At 40.2% G+C, this 22,366-nt stretch carries 22 protein-coding genes; 1 reads left to right on the top strand and 21 read right to left on the bottom strand.

Annotation, left to right across the window (positions count from 1 at the left end):
* Window positions 1-11 precede the first annotated feature (11 nt).
* The 21 genes from NFR61_RS00385 to NFR61_RS00285 form a co-directional block, all read right to left on the bottom strand.
* The gene (locus tag NFR61_RS00385) at window positions 12-1,625 is read right to left on the bottom strand and encodes an ABC-F family ATP-binding cassette domain-containing protein (RefSeq protein WP_251619763.1); all 1,614 of its coding nucleotides are present in this window, start codon (window positions 1,623-1,625) and stop codon (window positions 12-14) included.
* 158 nt (window positions 1,626-1,783) lie between these two features.
* Complete coding sequence (rfbB, locus tag NFR61_RS00380) at window positions 1,784-2,842, bottom strand: dTDP-glucose 4,6-dehydratase (RefSeq protein ID WP_251619762.1); 1,059 nt, start codon at window positions 2,840-2,842, stop codon at window positions 1,784-1,786.
* Window positions 2,843-2,859: 17 nt separating this feature from the next.
* A complete protein-coding gene (gene rfbD, locus NFR61_RS00375) occupies window positions 2,860-3,720 on the bottom strand; it encodes a dTDP-4-dehydrorhamnose reductase (protein WP_251619761.1) in 861 nt (286 codons plus the stop codon).
* A gap of 10 nt (window positions 3,721-3,730) precedes the next feature.
* A complete protein-coding gene (rfbC, locus tag NFR61_RS00370) occupies window positions 3,731-4,288 on the bottom strand; it encodes a dTDP-4-dehydrorhamnose 3,5-epimerase (RefSeq protein WP_251619760.1) in 558 nt (185 codons plus the stop codon).
* 6 nt (window positions 4,289-4,294) lie between these two features.
* Window positions 4,295-5,188: a glucose-1-phosphate thymidylyltransferase RfbA gene (gene rfbA, locus NFR61_RS00365; protein ID WP_251619759.1), complete on the bottom strand. Its 894-nt coding sequence runs from the start codon at window positions 5,186-5,188 to the stop codon at window positions 4,295-4,297.
* A gap of 224 nt (window positions 5,189-5,412) precedes the next feature.
* A complete protein-coding gene (locus tag NFR61_RS00360) occupies window positions 5,413-6,003 on the bottom strand; it encodes a sugar transferase (RefSeq protein ID WP_251619758.1) in 591 nt (196 codons plus the stop codon).
* Between the two features lie 7 nt (window positions 6,004-6,010).
* Entirely contained in the window at window positions 6,011-7,210 is a 1,200-nt protein-coding gene (locus NFR61_RS00355) for a DegT/DnrJ/EryC1/StrS family aminotransferase (RefSeq protein ID WP_251619757.1), read from the bottom strand.
* A gap of 189 nt (window positions 7,211-7,399) precedes the next feature.
* Window positions 7,400-7,609 (bottom strand): hypothetical protein, encoded by a 210-nt coding sequence (locus tag NFR61_RS00350; protein ID WP_251619756.1) that lies wholly within the window; start codon window positions 7,607-7,609, stop codon window positions 7,400-7,402.
* Between the two features lie 211 nt (window positions 7,610-7,820).
* On the bottom strand, window positions 7,821-8,807 hold the full coding sequence (locus NFR61_RS00345; RefSeq protein ID WP_251619755.1) for a glycosyltransferase family 2 protein: 987 nt from the start codon (window positions 8,805-8,807) through the stop codon (window positions 7,821-7,823).
* A 3-nt stretch (window positions 8,808-8,810) separates the two neighbouring features.
* Window positions 8,811-10,070, bottom strand: a complete 1,260-nt coding sequence (locus tag NFR61_RS00340; RefSeq protein WP_251619754.1) for a CDP-glycerol glycerophosphotransferase family protein — start codon at window positions 10,068-10,070, stop codon at window positions 8,811-8,813.
* Window positions 10,070-11,446, bottom strand: a complete 1,377-nt coding sequence (locus NFR61_RS00335) for a bifunctional cytidylyltransferase/SDR family oxidoreductase (RefSeq protein ID WP_251619753.1) — start codon at window positions 11,444-11,446, stop codon at window positions 10,070-10,072. The genes NFR61_RS00340 and NFR61_RS00335 overlap by 1 nt, the downstream gene beginning before the upstream one ends.
* A 6-nt stretch (window positions 11,447-11,452) precedes the next feature.
* Window positions 11,453-12,547 carry a glycosyltransferase family 4 protein gene (locus NFR61_RS00330; protein WP_251619752.1) on the bottom strand — a complete coding sequence of 365 codons (1,095 nt, stop codon included), beginning with the start codon at window positions 12,545-12,547 and terminating at the stop codon, window positions 11,453-11,455.
* 48 nt (window positions 12,548-12,595) lie between these two features.
* A complete protein-coding gene (locus NFR61_RS00325; RefSeq protein WP_251619751.1) occupies window positions 12,596-13,885 on the bottom strand; it encodes a hypothetical protein in 1,290 nt (429 codons plus the stop codon).
* 112 nt (window positions 13,886-13,997) lie between these two features.
* Entirely contained in the window at window positions 13,998-15,020 is a 1,023-nt protein-coding gene (locus NFR61_RS00320) for a glycosyltransferase family 2 protein (RefSeq protein WP_251619750.1), read from the bottom strand.
* Between the two features lie 39 nt (window positions 15,021-15,059).
* Window positions 15,060-16,061, bottom strand: coding sequence for a glycosyltransferase family 2 protein (locus NFR61_RS00315; RefSeq protein ID WP_251619749.1), 1,002 nt, complete (start codon window positions 16,059-16,061; stop codon window positions 15,060-15,062).
* Complete coding sequence (locus tag NFR61_RS00310) at window positions 16,054-17,016, bottom strand: polysaccharide pyruvyl transferase family protein (protein ID WP_251619748.1); 963 nt, start codon at window positions 17,014-17,016, stop codon at window positions 16,054-16,056. Before NFR61_RS00310 ends, NFR61_RS00315 begins: the two co-directional genes overlap by 8 nt.
* Window positions 17,013-18,125 (bottom strand): radical SAM family protein, encoded by a 1,113-nt coding sequence (locus NFR61_RS00305; protein WP_251619747.1) that lies wholly within the window; start codon window positions 18,123-18,125, stop codon window positions 17,013-17,015. The genes NFR61_RS00310 and NFR61_RS00305 overlap by 4 nt, the downstream gene beginning before the upstream one ends.
* A gap of 8 nt (window positions 18,126-18,133) precedes the next feature.
* Window positions 18,134-19,015, bottom strand: a complete 882-nt coding sequence (locus NFR61_RS00300; protein ID WP_251619746.1) for a hypothetical protein — start codon at window positions 19,013-19,015, stop codon at window positions 18,134-18,136.
* Window positions 19,008-20,537: a lipopolysaccharide biosynthesis protein gene (locus tag NFR61_RS00295; RefSeq protein ID WP_251619745.1), complete on the bottom strand. Its 1,530-nt coding sequence runs from the start codon at window positions 20,535-20,537 to the stop codon at window positions 19,008-19,010. Before NFR61_RS00295 ends, NFR61_RS00300 begins: the two co-directional genes overlap by 8 nt.
* A 401-nt stretch (window positions 20,538-20,938) precedes the next feature.
* Window positions 20,939-21,268 carry a type II toxin-antitoxin system RelE/ParE family toxin gene (locus NFR61_RS00290; protein WP_251619744.1) on the bottom strand — a complete coding sequence of 110 codons (330 nt, stop codon included), beginning with the start codon at window positions 21,266-21,268 and terminating at the stop codon, window positions 20,939-20,941.
* Window positions 21,262-21,492: a hypothetical protein gene (locus tag NFR61_RS00285; protein WP_251619743.1), complete on the bottom strand. Its 231-nt coding sequence runs from the start codon at window positions 21,490-21,492 to the stop codon at window positions 21,262-21,264. The genes NFR61_RS00290 and NFR61_RS00285 overlap by 7 nt, the downstream gene beginning before the upstream one ends.
* Before the next feature lie 176 nt (window positions 21,493-21,668).
* Between NFR61_RS00285 and NFR61_RS00280 the strand changes: the two genes are divergently transcribed.
* Window positions 21,669-22,349 carry a hypothetical protein gene (locus NFR61_RS00280; RefSeq protein WP_251619742.1) on the top strand — a complete coding sequence of 227 codons (681 nt, stop codon included), beginning with the start codon at window positions 21,669-21,671 and terminating at the stop codon, window positions 22,347-22,349.
* Window positions 22,350-22,366: the final 17 nt, after the last annotated feature.

The following is a 22,366-nucleotide window of genomic DNA, read 5'->3' as shown; positions in this document are numbered from 1 at the left end:
CAAAGACAAGATTACTCATACATCTTCGCTGCCTGCTCGCGGATAGACTCGCTGGTGATATAATCGTCGAAATCCATCCGCTTGTCAATCACCCCCTGCGGAGTCAGCTCGATGATCCGGTTGCACACCGTCTGTATAAACTCATGGTCGTGCGAATTCATCAGCACGATCCCCTTGAACGACATCAGCATATTGTTGAACGCCTGGATAGACTCCAGATCCAGGTGATTGGCAGGCGAATCCAGCACCAGCACATTGGCATTCTTCAGCATCATCCGGGCAATCATACAACGCATCTTCTCCCCTCCCGACAACACCTTCACATTCTTGTATATATCCTCTCCGGAAAACAGCATCTTACCCAGAAAGCCCCGCAGAAACGTCTCGCTGGTATCCGTCGAAAACTGCCCCAGCCAGTCTATCAGCTTCATATCCGTATCGAAATAAGCGGAATTGTCCATCGGCAGGTAAGCGCTCGTCACCGTCACGCCCCAATTGTACGTACCCGAATCCGCTTTCATATTGTCGGTGATAATCTCCAGCAACACCGTCATGGCCCGCGGATCCTTCGACCAGAACACGATCTTGTCCCCCTTCTCCACCGTAAACTCCACATCCCGGAACAGCCACTTCCCTTCGATCTGCTTGCTCAGATTCTTCACATCGAGAATCTTATCGCCCACTTCCCGCTCCGGAGTAAAAATAATCCCCGGATACTTGCGCGTAGAAGGCATAATCTCCTCCACATTCAACTTCTCCAGCATCTTCTTGCGACTGGTCGTCTGCTTCGACTTCGCCACATTCGCACTGAAACGCCGGATAAACTCCATCAGCTCCTTCTTCTTCTCCTCCGCCTTCTTGTTCTTCGCCTGCGCCTGCCGCAAAGCCAGCTGACTGGACTCATACCAGAAACTGTAATTACCGGCGAACAGCTGCACCTTGCCGAAATCTATATCCACCGTGTGCGTACTCACCGCATCCAGGAAGTGCCGGTCGTGCGATACCACCAACACCGTATTCTCGTAATTCGACAAATAATTCTCCAGCCACATCACCGTCTCGATATCCAGGTCGTTCGTCGGCTCGTCCAGCAACAGGTTGTCCGGTTTACCGAACAAGGCCTGCGCCAGCAGCACCCGCACCTTCTGCTTACCGCTCAGATCCTTCATCAAAGAATAATGCAGCTCCTCCGGGATTCCCAGTCCGCTCAGCAAAGCCGCCGCATCGCTCTCGGCATTCCAGCCGTCCATCTCGGCGAACTTCTCCTCCAGCTCCGCAGCCCTCACGCCGTCAGCATCCGAAAAATCCGGCTTGGCATACAACGCATCCTTCTCCTTCATCACATTCCACAAATCCAGATGCCCCTGTAGCACCGTATCCAGCACCGTGCACTCGTCATACGCATAGTGATTCTGCTTCAACACCGACAAACGCTCGCCCGGTCCGAACTGCACGCTCCCCCTCGTCGGCTCCAACTCTCCGCTCAATATCCGCAACAACGTAGACTTTCCGGCACCGTTCGCACCAATCACGCCATAACAATTGCCCGGCGTAAACTTCAAATTCACATCCTGAAACAAAACTCGCTTGCCAAACTGAATCTCCAAATTCGAAACTGTAATCATTCTTATATCTTCTTTTTTACTAATAACCGATAACTTTCCCTTCACTCCCCCAAACACCTGCAAAGATAACCAAAAAAGTCAATCCCTTTTCAACCCTTCAACCTTTTCAACCTTTTCAACCCTTTCAACTTTTTTACCCTTCAACTTTTTTACCCTTTTCAACTTCTCCCCCCATACATATTCTCGTAATACTTCTCATACTCCCCGCTCGTCACGCCGTCCAGCCACTCCTGATTCTCCAGATACCACTTCACGGTTTTCTCGATTCCCTCCTCGAACTGCAACGAAGGTTCCCATCCCAGCTCCTCCTTCAGCTTCGTGGAATCTATGGCATAGCGCACATCGTGACCAGCCCGGTCCGTAACATACGTAATCAGCGACAATGAAGCCCCCTCCGGACGTCCCAGTAAACGGTCGGTAACCCGAACAACGACTTTGACCAGATCGATGTTTCTCCACTCGTTGAAACCGCCGATATTATACGTCTCTCCGACCTTTCCCTTATGGAAAATCAAATCGATCGCCCGGGCATGGTCCTCCACATAAAGCCAGTCCCGCACATTCTCGCCCTTCCCGTACACCGGCAACGGCCTGTTATGACGGATATTGTTGACAAACAACGGGATCAGCTTCTCCGGGAACTGATACGCCCCGTAATTATTCGAACAGTTGGAGATTTTCACAGGCAGACCGTACGTATCATGGTAAGCCCGCACGAAATGGTCGGACGAAGCCTTGGAAGCCGAATAGGGAGAATGGGGGTCGTACTTGCTCCTCTCCGTAAAAAAGCCCCCGTCCACAGACAGCGACCCATACACCTCGTCTGTAGAGACATGGTAAAACAGTTTACCGTCATAATTTCCCTCCCATATCGACTTCGCCGCCTGCAACAGCGTCAGCGTACCCATCACATTCGTCCGGGCAAAAGCGAACGGATCCCTGATAGAACGATCCACATGCGTCTCCGCCGCCAGATGTATCACCCCGTCCACCTCATACTCCTCAAAAATCCGCTGCACCGCCGGAAAATCACAGATATCCGCCTTCACGAACACATAATTCGGACACCCTTCCACATCCCGCAGATTCACCAGGTTCCCCGCATACGTCAGCTTGTCCAGATTCACAATCCGGTACTCCGGATACTTATTCACCAGCAGGCGGACCAAATGGGAGCCGATAAACCCCGCCCCTCCGGTAACCAATATATTCTTCATATCTCCTGAAATTGCATTTACACCTCATCCCTCGTCCTCATCATCCTCTCCAGCGCCTCCCTCCATTCCGGCACCGCCACCCCGAAAGTCTGCTTAATCTTCGTCTTGTCCAGCACCGAATAAGCAGGGCGGTGCGCCTTCGCCGGATACTCCGCCGTCGTTATCCCGTTCACGGTACATTTATTCCCGCTCAACCGCATGATCTCCCGGGCAAAATCGCACCACGAACAAATTCCCTCATTGGAAAAATGATAAATCCCCGTCTTGTCCGCCACGCTCTCATCCGCCAGCATATGCACGATCGCTGCCGCCAAATCCGCTGCATAAGTGGGAGTCCCCACCTGATCGCACACGACATGCAGCTCTCCCTTCTCCCCCGCCAGACGCAGCATCGTTTTCATAAAATTACCGCCGAATTCCGAATACAGCCAGGCGGTGCGCACGATTATCGCCAGACATCCCGACTTCCTGATCGCCCGCTCCCCTGCCAGCTTCGTACGTCCGTACACCGTCTGCGGATTCACCGGACTCTTCTCCGTATAAGGCTCCGAAGCCGTCCCGTCAAAAACATAATCCGTCGAGACATGCACCAGCAGACACCCCTCCTTCTCCGCCACCTCCGCCAGATTCTCCACCGCCTTCACATTGACCAGCTCCGCCTTCTCCGGTTCCTCCTCCGCCTTGTCCACCGCCGTATAAGCGGCACAATTCACAATCGTGTCTATCTCATTCCGGCTTACATAGTTTTCCACCGCCTTCCTGTCCGTAATATCCAGCTCCGCCACATCCGTAAAAAACACCTCGTCCAACGGGGAAAACCCGATCTTCCTCAACTCGCTTCCCAACTGTCCGCCGGCTCCGGTAACCAATATATTCATAACTCACAAATTACACATCGAATACATACGCATCCCGCAGACCGGGACGGTTCAGATCCTTCGGCGACAAAACCATTTCCTCCCGCGGAATTCTCCAGTCGATAGCCAGCTCCGGATCATCGAAACGGATCCCCCCCTCCGCCTGCGGCTCATAATAAGCGTCGCACTTGTACTGCACAATGGCCTCCCCGCTCAACACTGCGAACCCGTGGGCAAATCCCCGGGGTATGAAGAACTGCCGCTTATTCTCCTCCGTCAGCTCCACGCCGACATACCTGCCGAAAGTAGCCGACCCCCTGCGTAAATCCACCGCCACATCCCATATCCGCCCCCTGACAGCCCGGACCAGCTTCGCCTGGGCATACGGCGGCAACTGATAATGCAGCCCGCGGACGACTCCGTAAGACGATCTGGACTCGTTATCCTGCACGAAAACCGTTTTCCCGACCGTCTCCTCGAAACGCCGCTGGGAAAAACTCTCGAAAAAATAGCCTCTGCTGTCCTCGAAAACCCGGGGCTCCACAACAAAAACCCCCGCTATTTCCGTCTCCAAAACACCCGTACTCATATCCGCTCAATTCCTTTTCTTTTCAAATTCCGCCGCCAGGTCCACCAAATAACGCCCGTACTGATTGCCCAGCATCGGCTGCGCCAGCTCCCGCATCTTCGCCGGACCGATCCAGCCCTTCCGCAAAGCGATCTCCTCCAGACAGGCGATCTTCAGTCCCTGTCTTTTCTCTATCACCTCCACAAAAGTAGAAGCCTCCGACAACGAATCGTGCGTCCCCGTATCCAACCACGCAAAACCGCGCCCCAGCACCTGCACCTTCAGCCATCCCTTCTCCAGAAAATAGCGGTTCACGCTTGTAATCTCCAGCTCGCCGCGTTCCGAAGGCCGCACCCCTTCCGCCGCTTTCACCACCGCATTCGGGTAGAAATAAAGCCCCACCACCGCATAATTGGACTTCGGCTGCAACGGCTTCTCCTCGATACTCAACACATTCCCCGCCTCATCAAACTCCGCCACGCCGTAACGCTCCGGATCGCGCACCCAATAGCCGAACACAGACGCCTTCCGCTCTTCCTCCACCGTCTTCACTGCCTTTTCCAGCATCGACGTAAACGACTGTCCGTAAAAAACATTATCCCCCAGCACCAAACAGACATCCTCCTCTCCGATAAACGACTTCCCTATCAAAAAAGCCTGTGCCAGTCCTTCCGGCCGGGGCTGCTCCGCATACTCGAAACGCACGCCGTAATCCGCCCCGTCCCCCAGCAAGCGCCGGAACCCCGGCAAATCCTGCGGCGTAGAAATTATCAGTATCTCCCGGATTCCCGCCAACATCAGGACGGAAACCGGATAATAAATCATCGGCTTGTCATACACCGGCAGCAATTGCTTGGAAACCCCCTTCGTCATGGGAAACAAGCGCGTTCCCGTACCTCCGGCCAAAACGATACCTTTCATTTTCTGCAACACTTATAAATTCTTGCAAATGTACACATTCTCCGTTACTTTTTCAACCCGCCCCCATTTTTCTCCCGATAAAACCCAAAAAGGGGACGATGATTATAAAAAATCATCGTCCCCTGTACCGACCGAGTCCTTGCCGGCTCACTCCCACAAACACCACCGGGGCACCAACAGGAACAGCAACACCTTCCCTATCGCCCGCAATACTTTCCTCACGCTCATTTCAAAATAACTTCCATAATCGTCTTAAAAATCAGCCTCATATCAAACCCGAACGAATGCTTGGCAACATACTCCAGATTAATCTTCAACTTATCCGGCATAACAACATTCACATAAAATGCCTCCGGATCTTCCGCCTCCGCCAGCAATTCATTCTCATTCCGATAACGTATTGAAGCCATATCCGTTATCCCCGGACGGACGTCCAATACATGCAACTGTTCCGAAGTATACATCTCCACATATTTCCGCACTTCCGGACGCGGTCCCACCAAACTCATATCCCCCCGGAACACATTAATCAGTTGAGGCAACTCATCCAGTTTGTATTTCCGGATAAAATACCCCGAACGTGTCACCCGCGGGTCCCGTCCTCCGACCGTAATAAGTCCCTTTTTATCAGATCCCACACGCATCGAACGGAATTTAAACAACCGGAAATCCCGGTTATAACGTCCCACCCGTACCTGACGGTAGAACACCGGTCCTCTGGAATCCGACTTAATCCAAATGCCCAATATCAGGAATACAGGACTGAGAGCAAGCAGTCCCAGACCGCTCGCCAATACATCGAAAACACGTTTCAAGAAAAAATTACTTTGAGATAATATCTACAAAATTAGAGATGACATAATTCACATCGTCATCACTCAGGCAGGTATGCAAAGGAAGAGTAACCTCATTGCGGTATTGATCATAAGCATTCGGGAAATCCGCAATATCGAAACCGAGAGCCTTGTAGGCCGTCATCATCGGCAGAGGCTTGTAATGTACATTGCAGGCAATACCCCGTGCCGCCATTTCTTCTATCACAGCATTGCGTTCCCGCACATCTTTCCCCAGCAATCGCACCAAATACAAATGCCCGCTGGAAGAATGATCGTCACCGTAATGGTCAAGCACCTGCACATGGCAATCTTTCAGCGCCTCATTATACCGCCCGATAATCTGCCTGCGACGCCACAACAACTCCGGATAGCGTTTCAATTGCGCCAAACCGAGTCCTGCCATAAGATCAGTCATATTACACTTAAAATTAGGCGCCACAATATCATACTCCCACGCTCCGAGCTTCGTTTTCGCCAATGCATCCTTATTCTGCCCATGAAGCGACAACAATTGAAACTGCTTATACAACCATTCATCCTCTATCCCCGGAATAGGAAGCCAGGTCAAAGCTCCCCCCTCTGCTGTCGTCAGGTTCTTCACCGCATGAAATGAAAAAGAAGTAAAATCCGCAATCTCCCCACACATCTTTCCATGCCACTGCGCTCCAAACGCATGGGCCGCATCCGCCAGAACAATCACCCGCCCAAAAGCCTTCTGTATCTCATTAGCCGGGCGAAACAGGGAACGCTTATTTTCCACGGCAGCAAACACCTTGCCATAGTTACAAACCACACCGCCCAAATCCACAGGAATAATCACTTTCGTTCGTTCTGTAATAGCATCCGCCAACTTATCGTAATCCATCTCAAACGAACCGGGTGCAGTATCCACCAACACCACCTTAGCGCCCACATGACAAGTAACACTCGCCGTCGCAGTATATGTATAAGCAGAAGTAATCACTTCATCACCGGGTCCCACCCCCAACACCCGTAAAATAAGCTCCATACAAGCTGTCGCCGAATTTAGACACACCGCAGTACGTGTCTGGCAACACATCGCAATCAACCTCTCAAACTCTTTAGTCCGGGGACCGGTTGTAATCCATCCGGACCGCAAGGCATCGCATACCTCCGCAATCTCCGCCTCCGTTATATCGGGGGGAGAAAATGGAACATTTCTCATAAATACTTGATTAATGTAATACTATAAAACTGAAATTACCTGAGAAATACAGAACATTCTCAGTCTATAAATAGATAATATCAATTAAAAAGCGAAATAAGAGCATTAAAACAAATCCGAATGGGTTCCGGTACGAACCAACGTCACAATCCTTTAAATACTAATGAGTAAATTCTATCGAATAAGTCATCATCTTACTTTCATCAGATATTCCTCAAAATCCCGGCATTTAACAGTCTTTCCCTCCTGCCATTCTTTTATAGCTTGCTTCGTAGTTTCATTAGGAATATCCGTCGTTCTGCACACAGTAATATCTTTCACACCCCGCAGCATCTTAATCGCCCATTGCAATTCAGGTAACAACTCCAAATTTTCTATAGTTACTATTAACTGTGTCATGCCAACTCCTTTGTTTTCTACAAAAAATTCCAATAAACCAACTTCTCTATTTTAGCTTCTTTGAATTAATTTAATCTCCTTAAATTCTTACCTCGTCTATACCTAAAAAGATACTCCTGCAAACTGACATTCGCCTTAAGTTCCCTGCATTTCTGCAATCACCTCTGCATCAATGCCAGGTAAAGAAAAAGGTATCTTTCATAAAAAGAAGTTATTTATTCTTTATAATTCCACTAATAGTTCCCAAACCATAAGAACAATGAATACAAAAAAATGAAATAGGAAGTATCAGAAAATATTTATATCCATACTTTCTACAAGCAAAAAATGTAGCTCCAATTGCAGCAAATAGATAAAAAACAAGTATTGCGACAACAATCCACTTTAGTATAGGAAAAAATATTGACAATATACTCATACCAACAAGCGATACCACAAAACACAATGGAACTAAATGTCGAAAACCTATAGAACGAGGACTAATATGTAGTAACTTCCCGATAGACACTCCATTTGCATACATTTGCTGCATACTTCCCTTTATTGTTCCCCGTGCAAAATAGGTACATACAATATTAGGATCTAAATAAATCTTATAACCATACCTACGAATTCGAGCATTATACTCATTATCTTCACCACGTGCAAGATCTTCACGCATTTCTCCTATTTCTTCTATAATTCTTCTATGAAAAGCCCCAAAAGGGACAGTATCAACAAATCCCGCCTTTGTTCCGACTCTAAATGATGCTCCTCCTATTCCAAAAGACAATTTGTTAAGAATAGCGTTCGCCTCTGCTTGAATACTTGAATTTTGAGATTGAATATTCCAAGTTCCCCCAACATTTCCATAATCATCATGTTCTGAAAGATGTTTCACACACAATTCTATATATCGAGAATTGTATATAGCATGCGCATCAAGACGGATAATATATAGAGCATCTGACTCTTTTACTCCTATGTTAAAAGCAGCCGATTGTATCCTCTTAGAATTATGGATAAATCTAATATTAAAATATCGACTTTGCATTTCTGACACAATCTCTCTCGTTCTATCTTGGCTCCCACCATCTATTACCATCACATCCATCTCTGAAAATGGAAAAGTCTGAGCAACTACAGATTCCAAACATTGCTTAATAAAACGTTCTTCATTCAATGTCGGAATAATTACAGCAACACTATATTCTTTCATGATTTATGTAAGTAAATTGATGCGTTCAAGCAAAATATTCTTATTATCCAAAGTCAGCACATTTCCCCAAAATTGATTTATAATCCATTCCTTATCATCATTAATAATAGGAATCTGATTTTCAATATAATCTAATAATTCTCTAAATGTATAAGCTCTAACACCCGGAGTATATTTATCAAAATCAAACGCTAAATCTCGATCTTTTGATATATAATCTGAATAATCAAACGGGAAAAGCAAGATATGTTTTTCTTTCATCAATATATAATCATAATAGATTGATGAATAATCTGTAATAAGAATATCCGTAACTGGTAATAAAGGATAGATATCAATATTTTTATCTACCATTAAAACATTAGAATATTTAGAAATATCTACATTTAAATTAGTTGCAGGATGTAGTTTTAATAAAAATAGTGCCTGTTTTTTCCGTAAACTCGAATTTAAAACTTCAAAATCAATACCGGATATTTTAATAAAATCACTTCTATCTTCCCGCCAAGTAGGCATATACAGATAAATTTGATTATACTTCAACATTTTTTCGTACAGCTCTCTTACAGCAAAAGATTCATTCTTATAAATAAATTCTTTTAATTTCTCCCGTTTCCAAAAAAAAGGTTTACACCGTGGATACATATCTTCCACACATATTTGTTCCGTAATTCTGAAACATTCAGAAAAATGTTTCGTCATCATAGGAGACGTAGACAACATTAAATCGGGTCTTTTAAATAAATGAGGCATATAGATTCTCGCTAATATATTTTTTTCACGATAAATCTTACCTGCATTACCTACATGCGTTTTAAATTCAATATTCTTAATCCCAACACCATGCCATAAATTAACTTTCTTTGCCCCTCCTGATGTCCAAAAATTAATATCAATGGTATAATGCGAATAAATATATACTTTGGCAGTCAATGAATGATATATGCCTTTTAAACTCCATTTATAATAAGCTTGAGGGAATATATTCCTTACCTTTTTAACATCTTTTCTTGATAACGAAATCCAATAAATAGACTTTTCGGAATTTTTTATTGAATCATCCAACAGGAAAAATTTGCAATTCCCGACAAAACCATTTTCACTTCCGATAACCCACTTATTATTGTTCCGAATACATAAAAAAGAAAAGAAATAAAGCGGATATCCTAAAAGGATTTCAACATTTTTTAGAACCACCTCTTTTATACCTCTTCTTTTAATCATCGAAAAGACAAATGCAAAAACATTTCCTTGCCTTACCATTATTTTTTTATTTTCACATCAACAACTTCCCCGGTCATCAAAGAAAAAAGACAATTTATAGAAGCTGTTGCAACAACATATGACTTTAATAAACTATCTTCTGGTTCTACGCCAAAGTTTTTTATTCGCATTGGTGTTTTAGTTCGCTCTGGATTAATACAATTTATCCTGATACCATGTTCATACCACTCTTCACTTAATGCCTGTACCAAATTTACAATCGCTGCTTTAGAAGAAGAATACAAACTATACAAAGAGCGACCACGTGTATAAGAACTGGAAGTAAATAACAACAAAGAACCTTTACTATCTTTCAAATAAGGATAAGATTCTTTAGCCACAATAATCGCACCGATATAATTAATATTTATACTCTTGCTTATCTCTTCATATGACATATTAACTAAAGGTATCTTATCAAGAACACCGGCAGTATTTATCACTGCATCAATACGTCCTTCTTTTTCATAAACTTCTTTTAAAGCATTTGCGACCAAGATGTGATTAGAAACATCCACTCCATTCTCCGATCGGCTAAAAGAGTAAACATGCCCACCATAACTTCTGCAAATATTTACAATATCTAATCCTATCCCGTAACTGCCACCCAAAACAACAATAACCGAAGAAGGTAAAAGCCGCTTGGCTTCAGAAATTACTGTTTCATTTTGTTGTGTAATAGACTTCAATTGAAAAAGCTTATCTAAAAGAAATAAATCCTCTTTATAAGTAAGTTTCATATTAAACTGCTCGCCCTTTACCACATAAACGGATTCATCCGGTAAATATTTATATACTACGCCACAATCATCTGTGGTCTTAAAATCAGGATCTTGCAATGCCAGTTCATAAGCCTTTTTTATTGTTGATAATTTAAATGCTTGTGGAGTTTGACCATTACGCAAATATTCCCGATCAGGAATACCTGATATATAATCATTTTGTTTAATTTGAATAATTGTGTCAGTTGTTTTTATAGCAACATCCACTGCATTATATTTATCCAACGCCTTAATACAATCCGATATAATTCTATCATTTACCAAAGGACGCACAGCATCATGAAAAATCAAATTCACCTCCTCTTGACCATCATAAGCATTAATTGCAGAGAGACTGGAATGATAACGTTCCTTGCCCCCCTGCAATATCTTTTTCAATTTCGTATAACTATTCTTAATCGCAATAGTCTCCACCTCATTTATAAAGTTAGGATTGGAAACAATGGCAATTTCATCTATTTGTGGATGATTTTGAAATACATCCAATGTATGTTCTATCACTTTTTTCCCCGCCACTTTAAGAAACTGTTTGGGCATAGAATCCCCTAAACGTTGACCGGTTCCCCCAGCCAATATTATCGCAATATTTTTCATTATCAACTAAGAAATCAATTGTTTAACTGCCTCTGTCTTATCAAATCTATCAGAAAATATTTTCAAATCACTCGATTTTATCTGTTTATACCTCTGGTTCAATAAAATATCCAAACATTCTTCTTCACTATCTATCAAAAAACCTGTTTTATTATGCAAAATAGTTTCCTTTGTACCTCCCTTGTTCCTTCCTACTGCCGGAATTCCGCAGGATTGAGCCTCTAAATAAACAAGTGGCAAACACTCATCATAATTCGACAATAACCAAAAACAATTCGCAGCCGAATAATAATACCCCAACTCCTCTCGTTTTTTTCTTCCCAATAGCATAACAGAATTATCAAGATTATTTTGGCGAATCTCTTCTTTCAACTCAAGCATATAAGATCCATCACCTATAATCACCCACAGATAATCTTTACTAATTGCCGTCAAACGTTGAAAAATTCCCAGCATCTCAGAAAATCCTTTCATCTTTTCAATGCGAGCAACCGTAATCAATATTTCTTTATGATATACACCAAATTTATCTCTGAAATCAGACAATATCGGTTTGAATATATCTTTATCAATTCCCGTATAAACTACTTGGAATTTACTTGATATTGATTCTAACTTTGCAGCCTCAATCACTTTCTGTTTATGGAATTCGCTTACAGAGATCACCTTTTTGCAAGCTAATAAACACTTTTTATGAAGAGGTTTAAAACGCAGAAAAATATGAAACAAGTTACTTAAGAATTTTCTATTACGGTATATATATTCTACTTCAAGCCCTTGGATGATAGGTATTGTCTTCTTTAATACCTTTTCAGGGAAATAGGCTCCTGCAATAATGGGAGTTGGCGATTGATTCAATATAATAAAATCATACTCCTCTATATTCATTTTATGCAAGAAACATCCAAAATTATATTTCCAAAAATAACTTCCATATCGATTAGGTACTTGCACATATTTAAATAACGTATTTGTAAGCGGATTCCGATATTTTTTTGATAAAACCGTAACCTTATGTCCTTGCTTAACCAATAAATTGGCATAATCATAAGCAACTATCACTCCACCATCTATATCTGGCAAAAATGCATGTGTAATCAATAGTATATTCATTTAAAATACGTAGATGCTTAATTACTAAATCATGAATCAAGATATTGACAAACCTTTTCTCTTTTGAGCCCCTATTTTTACATCATTACTATTTTTAGAAAAATAAAACAAGGTCACAATACCAAATAAATCAGCAGCCCCTTTCAAATTCAATATAAGACAATAGAGATAAAGCAATACAAACACAATTCTGCCCACGTTCATATTCTTTTTAGAAACTGCCCAAATTATTACATACTGATATAGAAAAAACATAAACGTCCCCAATAAACCGAAATAGAATAGCATTCTACAATATCCAATATCCGTAGACATGTAATATCCATACCCATCAGAAACACTCCATAAACCATCTCCAATCAGCCAAGTTTTAAAAGAATGTGGAAAAACATACATTGTCAACATCTTATTTGTAGATTTTGTCTCGATACTCCCAGAATTAAAATAATTCTTAAACATTTCAAACGCAAAATCCACCATCAATCCCATTTTTACTCTAACCTCTTCCGACAATGAATATATTAAAATAGCTGAACATAAAACAATACAAACTAACGCTCCTATGCTCTTACACATTTTTGAAGTTATTCTTAATCTGAAAATCCGATTATTGTACAGCACTAATAACAATGCCAAACCAAAACCTATTAAGGTCGTTCTTGCCAACATCATCCCTCCCACGAAAATCAGTATAAACGAAAAAATATATGCCAAATATTGTTTCCCCGAATATTCACCAAATTGCAATGCAGCAACTATTAATATCAAAACAAATCCATGAATAATACCTGATTCAAAAAACATTGTGCTAAATCCCAATATACGAGTACCAACCAACTCATTCATTTTATCACTAGCTAATTCGGTATATTGTAATAAATTTGTTGTCAATTCATAAAAAGTCGGATTTAAATACATCATAACAGAAAGAACCATTTGAATTACAGCCGCTATCACAACATATTTTACCACCAATGAAAACGTAACACAACCATACACAGACTCTATTAATTTTGCTAAAAGATATATTGCAAACAATTTTGAGAAATTAATTATTACCAACTTTATGAAATAAGCATCTTGCGTATAATTAAAAAGAATAGAGACACCACTTACAATTATAATTAAAAACGATGCCAACAGTATACAAACAAGTGATCTGGGTATTTTAAATATAGAATCTCGAGAACAAGTAATAACTCGATCATAAAATAACTTTCCTCCTCCCACTACACCCACAAGTACATTTAAAGCAAATGGAAGCCCTTTTATATGTACACTATACAAACATATAAAAGTCAGCACTATTATTAGGAACTTTTGCATTAAAGTAACATTACAATGGATATGTCATCTTTATATTTGAAAAAAAAGAGTTCAAAATAATTATACATATTTAAGCTCCCCAACCTATTCACTAAATCTCTCATCTATGCCCTTATACTTCTTTTTTATAAAACTTTCTTACAATCTTATCTATTCTACCCATAATAACATAAGGAATAAAAAACTTATGCATAAACAGCCACTTATACATAGAGTTATAACAATTTAAAGGCTTAAAATATAAACCATACTCTTTGGCATCCTTATCAGGAATAGATTTCAATAATTGCACCTGTTCTCTTATTGACAGATTGTCTTCTGTATATCTATATATTGCTTGTAAACATCTATGAAAAGTTTCACCTATACGTAAACTCCATACACATTTCATTTTATTTATACTTGGATTATCATCCAAATAATCATGAACAAACCGTTCTACCTCAGCCCTCCATAATACATAACATTCCCATTCTTCTTTGAATGCATAATACCTCTGAGATAAAGAATCTGTATGTCGATTGTAATTATAGCCACAATAATCAATGACCTTTAATATATTTATATTATTTAAATACCTCGTAAAAAATATACCATCTTCCCCCATATGCACCCCAATAGGAAACAATATATCATTATCAACAATAATCTGCCTATTGAATATTTTACAAAAAGGAGCGGAGAAATTCAAGACTTTATGCTCTATTACAAAATGCACCAATTCTGAATTGCTAATTACAGACTCCTCTTGATGTATAATTTCTTTTTGGGGTATATCAATACGACCTAACACCAATTGAACATCATCTTTTACAGATAAATAGTAATGTTCTATATAATCAGCATCAACAGTGTCATCGCTATCAACAAACATTATCCAATCTCCTTTTACTTCACGAAGCCCCACATTTCTTGCGGAACTTACTCCGCCATTTTCTTTATGAAATACTCTAATGCGAGCATCTTTCTTGGCATACTCCTCACAAATTTCACCGCTCCGATCCGGACTTCCATCATCAATCAACAACACCTCAAAATCAGTAAAAGTCTGTGTCAAAATACTGTTCAAACAACGGTATAGAAACTTCTCTGCTCTATAAACAGGAATAATAACAGATATTTTAGGTCGTCTCATAACACAAAAACAAATAGAATCATTGAGAACAGTTAGCCTTTACATCAAATGACGAAGGCATCTATAAAAATGGCGATTAATTGCTTTAAAAAAAACAGGCGATAAATAAAAAGGCAGCAGAAGTAATAATTCTATAATCCTAAAATGACGAACAGTTTGTTTCAATAACGGCTTAATAGTCGCTTTCAATGTATTTGCTATATTCATTACAGCATCTTTATCACTGATTTCTGCCATCAGCAATAAAGCTGCATAACCACTAAAGAAAATACTCTTACGCTGCAAACGAGATAAAACAGCATCAATATTATGAATAAAAATATCCGTTATTTCTATAAAACTTTTTATCCGATGAAAAGAAACCGTTGTCGTAATTGAACTGTCACTTTGATAATAAATATAAGTAGCAGCACGACATATCGCCAAAGAATTTATATTTTTCGCAACAAAAAAATTCCATACTTCATCTTCATGCACAATACCTTCGACAAACCATAAGTTATACCCAATCAAAAAATCTCGTCTAATAAGTTTGTTCCATACTGTTATAGGCAATTGCCGTTTTAGCATAGCTTTTCTTATTTGCCGCGCATTGGTTAGATATTCCGAAAAAGAACGAGGTATAAAAAGCCATGTCATTAACTCGGAAACATACAAATTCCCGCAAACCATATCCACGCCTGCATATTTTTCAGCCAATGCTCCTAACTTTTCTATCGCATCCGGCGTAATCTCATCATCACTATCCAGAAAATATAAATACTCCCCTGAAGCATTTTTTATGCCCGTATTTCTGGCGGCCGACAATCCCTTATTTTGTTCGTGTCGAATAATCTTAAAGGATATATTCCCGCAATACGTTAAAAGAATATTTCCAACAATCTCCATACTTTGGTCTGGAGTCGCGTCATCAACCAAAATACATTCCAGCTCCCCTTGATACGTCTGTGAAATAACAGAACGCAAACAGCGCTCAATATACCGTTCTACTTTATAAACAGGTATTATAATCGAAACCTTAACCTTGAAACTATCAGCCATTTGCCTTTTTTATTTCCGCTAAATCCTTTAGCCACGTTTCATAGAATGCAGAATTTTTTCCGTATGAGTTATCGAAAAATTCACAACTCTTTCCTAATAATACAGACAAAATCATTACATGCAACCGGGTCGTATAAACATATTTATAGCTACTTACGAATTTCACTCCTATTTTCGTAAGGCAGGGTCTTACTATGTATTTGCCATACAGATTTAATATCTTATTAATTCTTCCTGCAAAATTTTTCCAACCGCATTTCTTTAATTTCTGTGAAAATCCTACTCCCTTTTCCAATAGATACAGACACCATATCCTGTTTTCCATAGAGGGCCAATCCCGAACATCAGCATTTTCTCTCTTAAACGTTATGTCGGCTAACTCTTTGTCTGTCCGCTTTACAAATAAAATCCTATCTTTTTCTTTACTTCGGAGTTTCTCTAAATAATCTAACGAAATACAAAAAGCCATATCCGGAACCAACAGAACCTGGTTCTTGAATTCTTTTTTTAATAATGCGTAAGAAACATTATCACGGGCACAAAGAATTAAATTCGGGTGCATAGCCATTTCCTCTGCATCACGACGCATCTGTTCTGCACTTTCATAATATACCGATTGAGGAAACATAACGATACGATGCTTTGGGTATCTTCTAATGACTTCCAAACGAAATTCTTGATGTTCACGCCATAAATCACCAAAATTTCCTCCACCCTGAAGGAAAATGATTGTATCTTTAGATAAAGAAGGGAAACAGCAAGTTTCTTTAGAGGCCATTTCCAAACATTTGCATCCGCAATTCTTTAAGAAGTTTAATTCACCTTCCCAAATCAACGTATCTCCGATATTAGAATAATAAGGAACATCCCACAACACACATTTTCTTCCGGTAAATACTTTTAAAGAGTTTATGATTTCATTCTTCAATACATCTGTCTTTTCCCGATAAATCATTTTTCCCTCCTTACTACTTTTAATAAATTGGCTACGCGATGTTTTAAATGCCGTCTTACAATTAATCTATGCAATTTTTTATTCACAACTGCCTTTTCTTCTGATGTATAGGATTTATTAGACTCAAATAACTTCGAGCCCATAAAACTTTTCATTTCAGGATTTATCCACTCTGAACCATCTTCACATACCCTATTTCGCAACTCTGCATAAGTGGGAGCAAGTAATTCAGGTATATCACCCAATGCAATCCAAACATGCCCATTATAACAATGATGTTCCAAGCAATTATTTCCAATCGGACAAAATACAATCGGCTGTTCCGGATGCTCAAAAATATTTTGTTCTTTCAATGACTTATAACATTGAGACATCATACCTGTCCCCAAATTCAAATAAAAAGACCATTCTCCTGCGTAACAGAATTCGGTTCTTCTTACCTCAAACAGCTCCATTTTATAATCAAAAAGCGCAGAATGGAATTTTCCCCATACCTCCTTATACTCTTCCTTTGACATCTCGGTCAGAATCGGTAATTTTTCAGGATCTCTTTCATCCCTCGCAACTGTCACATGGGGAATGGCTCCTAATTCTTCTACTGCTTTTTGATTCATCTCATCAATAAAAGGAATCAACTCATCAGAAGGTGTCACTTCCAAAGTAAAAGAACAACCAGCATCCCGCACTTTTTGAATATTCTTAAAAAACTTCTCCAATAGATTTTTCTGTTTCAATTCCAAATAATGGTAAGAAAACTTGAAAAACAATCTTCGTAAGAGAGTTGGCGGAAACTTTACCACTTCATCAAAACGGCTCGAAACTGTTGCATTAGTTACAATCATAACATAATGTCCTTCCTCTAAAAGGGCTCGAACATAATCCAACAACTCTTTCAAAAGAAGTGTTTCCCCTGCCGCACAAAAATTAATCAAACACGTTCCTCCTAACCGTTCTTTCGACAAAGCCTTTCTCACAGTTTCAACTGAATATTTCAACTTAGGAATTTTCTGTGCAAACAATCCATGTTGAGTAATATAACAATAATGACATCTTAATGTACAAGTCGTAATTGGTACATAGCAATCAATAAACCGTTTTATCTTATCCATACCATTCCTCATTCTAAAAATCCAAACTTATAACCGTGTTCATGAAACCATTTCACACTCGCTCTCAACTTATACCTATTCCACCAATTCATCGCCAAGCGTCCTCGCAACAACCCACTTCCCCACTGCCTCAAACTTTGAGGTCTCCACGCCCATTCATGTGTAAACACAACCAACGTGTCCCTATTTTGAAGTCGTGCAAGAGCCGGATAAATAAAACCACAATTCTCATACCTCAAATCCGTCTTGAAATACTTCATTCCTCCCTTCTCATAAAACCTATTCTGGCGTAAGATTTCATTCTCAGCAAACGACAAATCATAACTATCCCGTTCATCATCCGCACACAGAAGGCCGTTTACTCTTCCCGATTCATTAATAACTCCCACAAGAGAATCCGTCCCATAGAAATAATGGAGACGAATAACCGGACACAGGCAAGAGGTATCTCCCCATCTCATAATAGACTCATTTACACTTCGATAAGAATCTGCAAAATCTTTCAATCTTATATCAGATTCAAAAACGGGTCCAGTCCAATGAAAACCGAACTTCAACCAATCCGCATTCCCTTTAAATTCCTCCCGAAATCGTATCGGAACTTCTGAAATATGAAAATCACCGTCCCTTTCAAAAACGTACAAACTAAAACAAGCCCCGTATTTGTCATGCAATTCCTTCAATTCTTTCAGAAAAGCGTGCTCAAACACACTGCCATAAGAAAGCGAATCCTTCTTCAAATCTTTGAAAACCGACACCACATCATCAAAGCTCACATGCACAACTTTATGGGCTGAATTCGACAAAGGAGGTACATTCTGATATTCCGCTAACCATGTCCAACAAACAAATACCCCCACTGCCAACAAAGCAATTCTGACTTTATTCATTCCCCCGCTTCAAATAATTTCTGACCAACTGACGACAATAATCCCGTTCCCCCAATGTCAAACCAATCCCCCAAACGGTGGCTAACACGCTTACTACACTACAAAAAATCACACCGGAAAATTTAATCCAACCGTCCGGCAGGCACATATGCAATACGACAGGCACGACACTTGCCAACAACGTTACTTCTGCTGCCTTTCCAAAAACCTGCCTTACGAATTGCCACAGCGAAATCCCCAACAAACAGCGCATAATCACCAAACGTTCCAACAAGGTCACACACGAAAGCCCTACACACACAAACAAAATAAAAAAAGGCTCCAAACCCAGCTTAAGCAGCAACCACGCCAAAGGCAAATTCAACAATATCGTACAACCCACGATAATCTGATACCATCTAATCTTTCCCGTTGCCTGAATGGAAGTCCCCATGACGTACGTAAACGACTCCAGCAATGAATTTACAATCATCAAACGCGTAAAAACCACCGCATATTCCGGGACCTCCTTTAGCCAGACACTCAAGACAAATTCCGTCTCCATCAAAAGAGGAAGCGCAAAAACCAACAGCAGGCAATAAGAAAACTTCGTCCCCCGAAAAATCAATCCCTCCATATAATGCCTCTCTCCGATTGCATACGACTTCACAATCTGAGGATTCAATGCTGTCGTAAAATTCTGAACAAAACTATTGATAGCCGTATTCACCTGATGTCCGATTCCATACGCAGCATTAAGCAAGGGACCCCAAAAAACATTCAAAATCAGATTCAAACCCTGCGACTTACACATCCAGGCCACCGTCCCAAACATACTCCAACCGGCGAAGCCTGTAAGCGTCCGATACAATCGTCTGTCCCAAACAAAACAAAAGCGGCACTCCTGAAAACTTCGTTTACAATATAAACGGTAAAATAGGGCAACAGCGACCGTTACAACAAACACCAACCCTCCGTATAACTTCAATTTATCAAACGCCACCCACTGCAATAGAAAAACGACTGCCAGTTTCAATACAACCTCCGCAATACTGACATAGGCATACACATGCATACGCTCTCGTGCAATGATTGCCGCATTATAAGGCACCTGCAGCACCGATACCATAAATGAGAATATCGAAAACTGATACACCCACCGTGCCGCCTCCATGCGTCCCTCCGGAATCGTCATCTGGGTATTCAGAAACCATAATCCCACAGTCTCCGCAATCATCAATACAAGCAAAGCAATCCCCGCATGAATCATCAACGAAAGACTGAAAACCTTTCTCAACTGCTGAAAATCGTTCTTCCCTATCTCATAAGCCAGGAAACGCTGCGTCGATTGGGACATCGCCCCGTTCAAAAACGAAAACATCACCACAATTCCCCCCACCACATTGTAAATACCGTAATCCTCCACACCCAATACCTCCAGCACCACCCGCGACGTATACAACGTCACCCCCATAATCAAAAGCATGCGGATATACAACATCCCCGTATTCTTCGCTATCCGGCGCGTATTCTCTGATAACATAAAAGACAGAATAAAAAACTCGAAAATACCACCTAACCTTTTAGGCTATTATGAAAAACAGCAAAAAACGTTTTTAAAAAGAGGCTCTTTTTGTTCAAAACTAATAGAGATTCAAATTTACTTTCTTACAAACGAATGTAAATCTATTATATTAAATTACGAATCAAACACTTACAACATTTACAGCTCCGCCCGGTAAGTCACATGTTTATATATGGGACAGAATAGAAAATCGAATTAAATATGCTTAATTGTTTTTACCAACAACTATGCCACAAATCTACTCAATAAAACAGGAAACAGCAAATATATTTTTATTTTTTCGAGGAAATAACAGACTCTTTAAAAAGAAGAAATACATACAAAAAAGAAGAAGAACAACATGAAAACATAAATAAAAATTATTTATGTTGCTGCAAAAAATTTGAGATAACTCTACACGCTACCTCCGGCGCTTGCCTTGAATCAAGTATGGAAATAATATGAATTTTATTTTCCTGAATAAGATAATGAATAATATTAGGAGTATTTATAAGATAACGTATCTCAAATTCATCAATAGCAATTCGAAAATCCCGCACTCCCATTCTTGGAAATATTTCTAATAAATTTACATGTTCCACAATTTTTATATAAACATGCTGTGCTGTCGTCTTTCCATAAAGATTTTCAATATATTCAATAATAGAAATAAGTTGAAAACGTGCTAAATCTGACCAAACAATCACCATGCCATTCGTTCTTTAACCCATGAGTCCAATTGCTCTGGTGTCATACTCCGTCCTTTTGCATAGTCCCTAAGAGCAGCTTGTGACATATGCTGAAACAATTCTGAAGGAATCTCCGCAATAAGATGTTCCGGATTATGACAAGACGTTTCATACATCATCGCAGCTTCTTCTAATTCTTGAGAATTCTGATCCAACTGAAAATAAATTTTTTCCTCTTCACTCATTGTATTATGACTTTTTACAAAGATACAATTTTTCTTACAATCTTCAATATCTCAATTTGTGACATCCACCTATACAGTTTTATGACAACTCTATAATTTATATTGTAAATGCACAATTAATTTTGCATAAATTGAAAATATTTGTTAATATTGAAAAATTATTAATTTATAATTATTTGAAGCACTTTAAATGCTATTTAGAAGAGATTCAGAAAGCTGAAGTTATATACAATGATTTTGCAGGAAGTCCATGCCATTACAATAATTCCACAGACTATTATCATTGGAAGGATTCTTTATTGAATAAAGAGCTTAACTGTATTCTGGAATATAGAGCATATTTTGCTTCCAATAATGACCGTATTTCGGAGAATATCTATTCATCCTATTCCGAGCAGGCCAAGCAGTGTTTTACCGTTGAAGAAAACGGGAAAATAACCCATCGGAATTTTCATGCCAGAAATTCCGTAGGCGAGCTGATTCCTTTTCCCAATCAATCGGAAGCAGAAAATATTTTCTCGGATTTTATTCTCTGTCAATATGAGAGTATTCTACGTGCCAGCAATATATTACATAATCCGCAATCCCCTCTGATTATCAATTCTCCTTGCCTTTGGACAGGAAAAATGACAGACCTGATGGAATTAGGCAATGCCCTTTGGATTTGCCGGGAAGTCGCTCCCATGAACAAGTATATTAATAAGCAACATTGGTATAACAGCCTATTCCGCTTTTTACATTTATCGGAACCGAATCATATCGAACAAACTTTATATAAATTGAATAACCGAGAAAATCCCGTGCGTTTTCTTTCCAAACTGAAGAAGTGTTATCTTGACATATTATCCTCTCACTAACAACAATTTATACAGGT

Origin of the sequence: Odoribacter lunatus (assembly GCF_943193135.1) — a bacterium.
In the GTDB taxonomy this organism is placed as follows: Bacteria; Bacteroidota; Bacteroidia; order Bacteroidales; family Marinifilaceae; genus Culturomica; species Culturomica lunata.
Note: the sequence above shows the minus strand (reverse complement) of the source record. Positions and strands in the feature narration are given on the sequence as shown.

Excerpts from the sequence above, each read along its gene's own strand:
- NFR61_RS00385 (WP_251619763.1), bottom strand. The coding sequence starts at position 1,625 with ATGATTACAGTTTCGAATTTGGAGATTCAGTTTGGCAAGCGAGTTTTG.
- rfbB (WP_251619762.1), bottom strand. The coding sequence starts at position 2,842 with ATGAAGAATATATTGGTTACCGGAGGGGCGGGGTTTATCGGCTCCCAT.
- rfbD (WP_251619761.1), bottom strand. The coding sequence starts at position 3,720 with ATGAATATATTGGTTACCGGAGCCGGCGGACAGTTGGGAAGCGAGTTG.
- rfbC (WP_251619760.1), bottom strand. The coding sequence starts at position 4,288 with ATGAGTACGGGTGTTTTGGAGACGGAAATAGCGGGGGTTTTTGTTGTG.
- rfbA (WP_251619759.1), bottom strand. The coding sequence starts at position 5,188 with ATGAAAGGTATCGTTTTGGCCGGAGGTACGGGAACGCGCTTGTTTCCC.
- NFR61_RS00355 (WP_251619757.1), bottom strand. The coding sequence starts at position 7,210 with ATGAGAAATGTTCCATTTTCTCCCCCCGATATAACGGAGGCGGAGATT.
- NFR61_RS00350 (WP_251619756.1), bottom strand. The coding sequence starts at position 7,609 with ATGACACAGTTAATAGTAACTATAGAAAATTTGGAGTTGTTACCTGAA.
- NFR61_RS00345 (WP_251619755.1), bottom strand. The coding sequence starts at position 8,807 with ATGAAAGAATATAGTGTTGCTGTAATTATTCCGACATTGAATGAAGAA.
- NFR61_RS00340 (WP_251619754.1), bottom strand. The coding sequence starts at position 10,070 with ATGGTAAGGCAAGGAAATGTTTTTGCATTTGTCTTTTCGATGATTAAA.
- NFR61_RS00335 (WP_251619753.1), bottom strand. The coding sequence starts at position 11,446 with ATGAAAAATATTGCGATAATATTGGCTGGGGGAACCGGTCAACGTTTA.
- NFR61_RS00325 (WP_251619751.1), bottom strand. The coding sequence starts at position 13,885 with ATGCAAAAGTTCCTAATAATAGTGCTGACTTTTATATGTTTGTATAGT.
- NFR61_RS00320 (WP_251619750.1), bottom strand. The coding sequence starts at position 15,020 with ATGAGACGACCTAAAATATCTGTTATTATTCCTGTTTATAGAGCAGAG.
- NFR61_RS00315 (WP_251619749.1), bottom strand. The coding sequence starts at position 16,061 with ATGGCTGATAGTTTCAAGGTTAAGGTTTCGATTATAATACCTGTTTAT.
- NFR61_RS00310 (WP_251619748.1), bottom strand. The coding sequence starts at position 17,016 with ATGATTTATCGGGAAAAGACAGATGTATTGAAGAATGAAATCATAAAC.
- NFR61_RS00305 (WP_251619747.1), bottom strand. The coding sequence starts at position 18,125 with ATGGATAAGATAAAACGGTTTATTGATTGCTATGTACCAATTACGACT.
- NFR61_RS00300 (WP_251619746.1), bottom strand. The coding sequence starts at position 19,015 with ATGAATAAAGTCAGAATTGCTTTGTTGGCAGTGGGGGTATTTGTTTGT.
- NFR61_RS00295 (WP_251619745.1), bottom strand. The coding sequence starts at position 20,537 with ATGTTATCAGAGAATACGCGCCGGATAGCGAAGAATACGGGGATGTTG.
- NFR61_RS00290 (WP_251619744.1), bottom strand. The coding sequence starts at position 21,268 with ATGGTGATTGTTTGGTCAGATTTAGCACGTTTTCAACTTATTTCTATT.
- NFR61_RS00285 (WP_251619743.1), bottom strand. The coding sequence starts at position 21,492 with ATGAGTGAAGAGGAAAAAATTTATTTTCAGTTGGATCAGAATTCTCAA.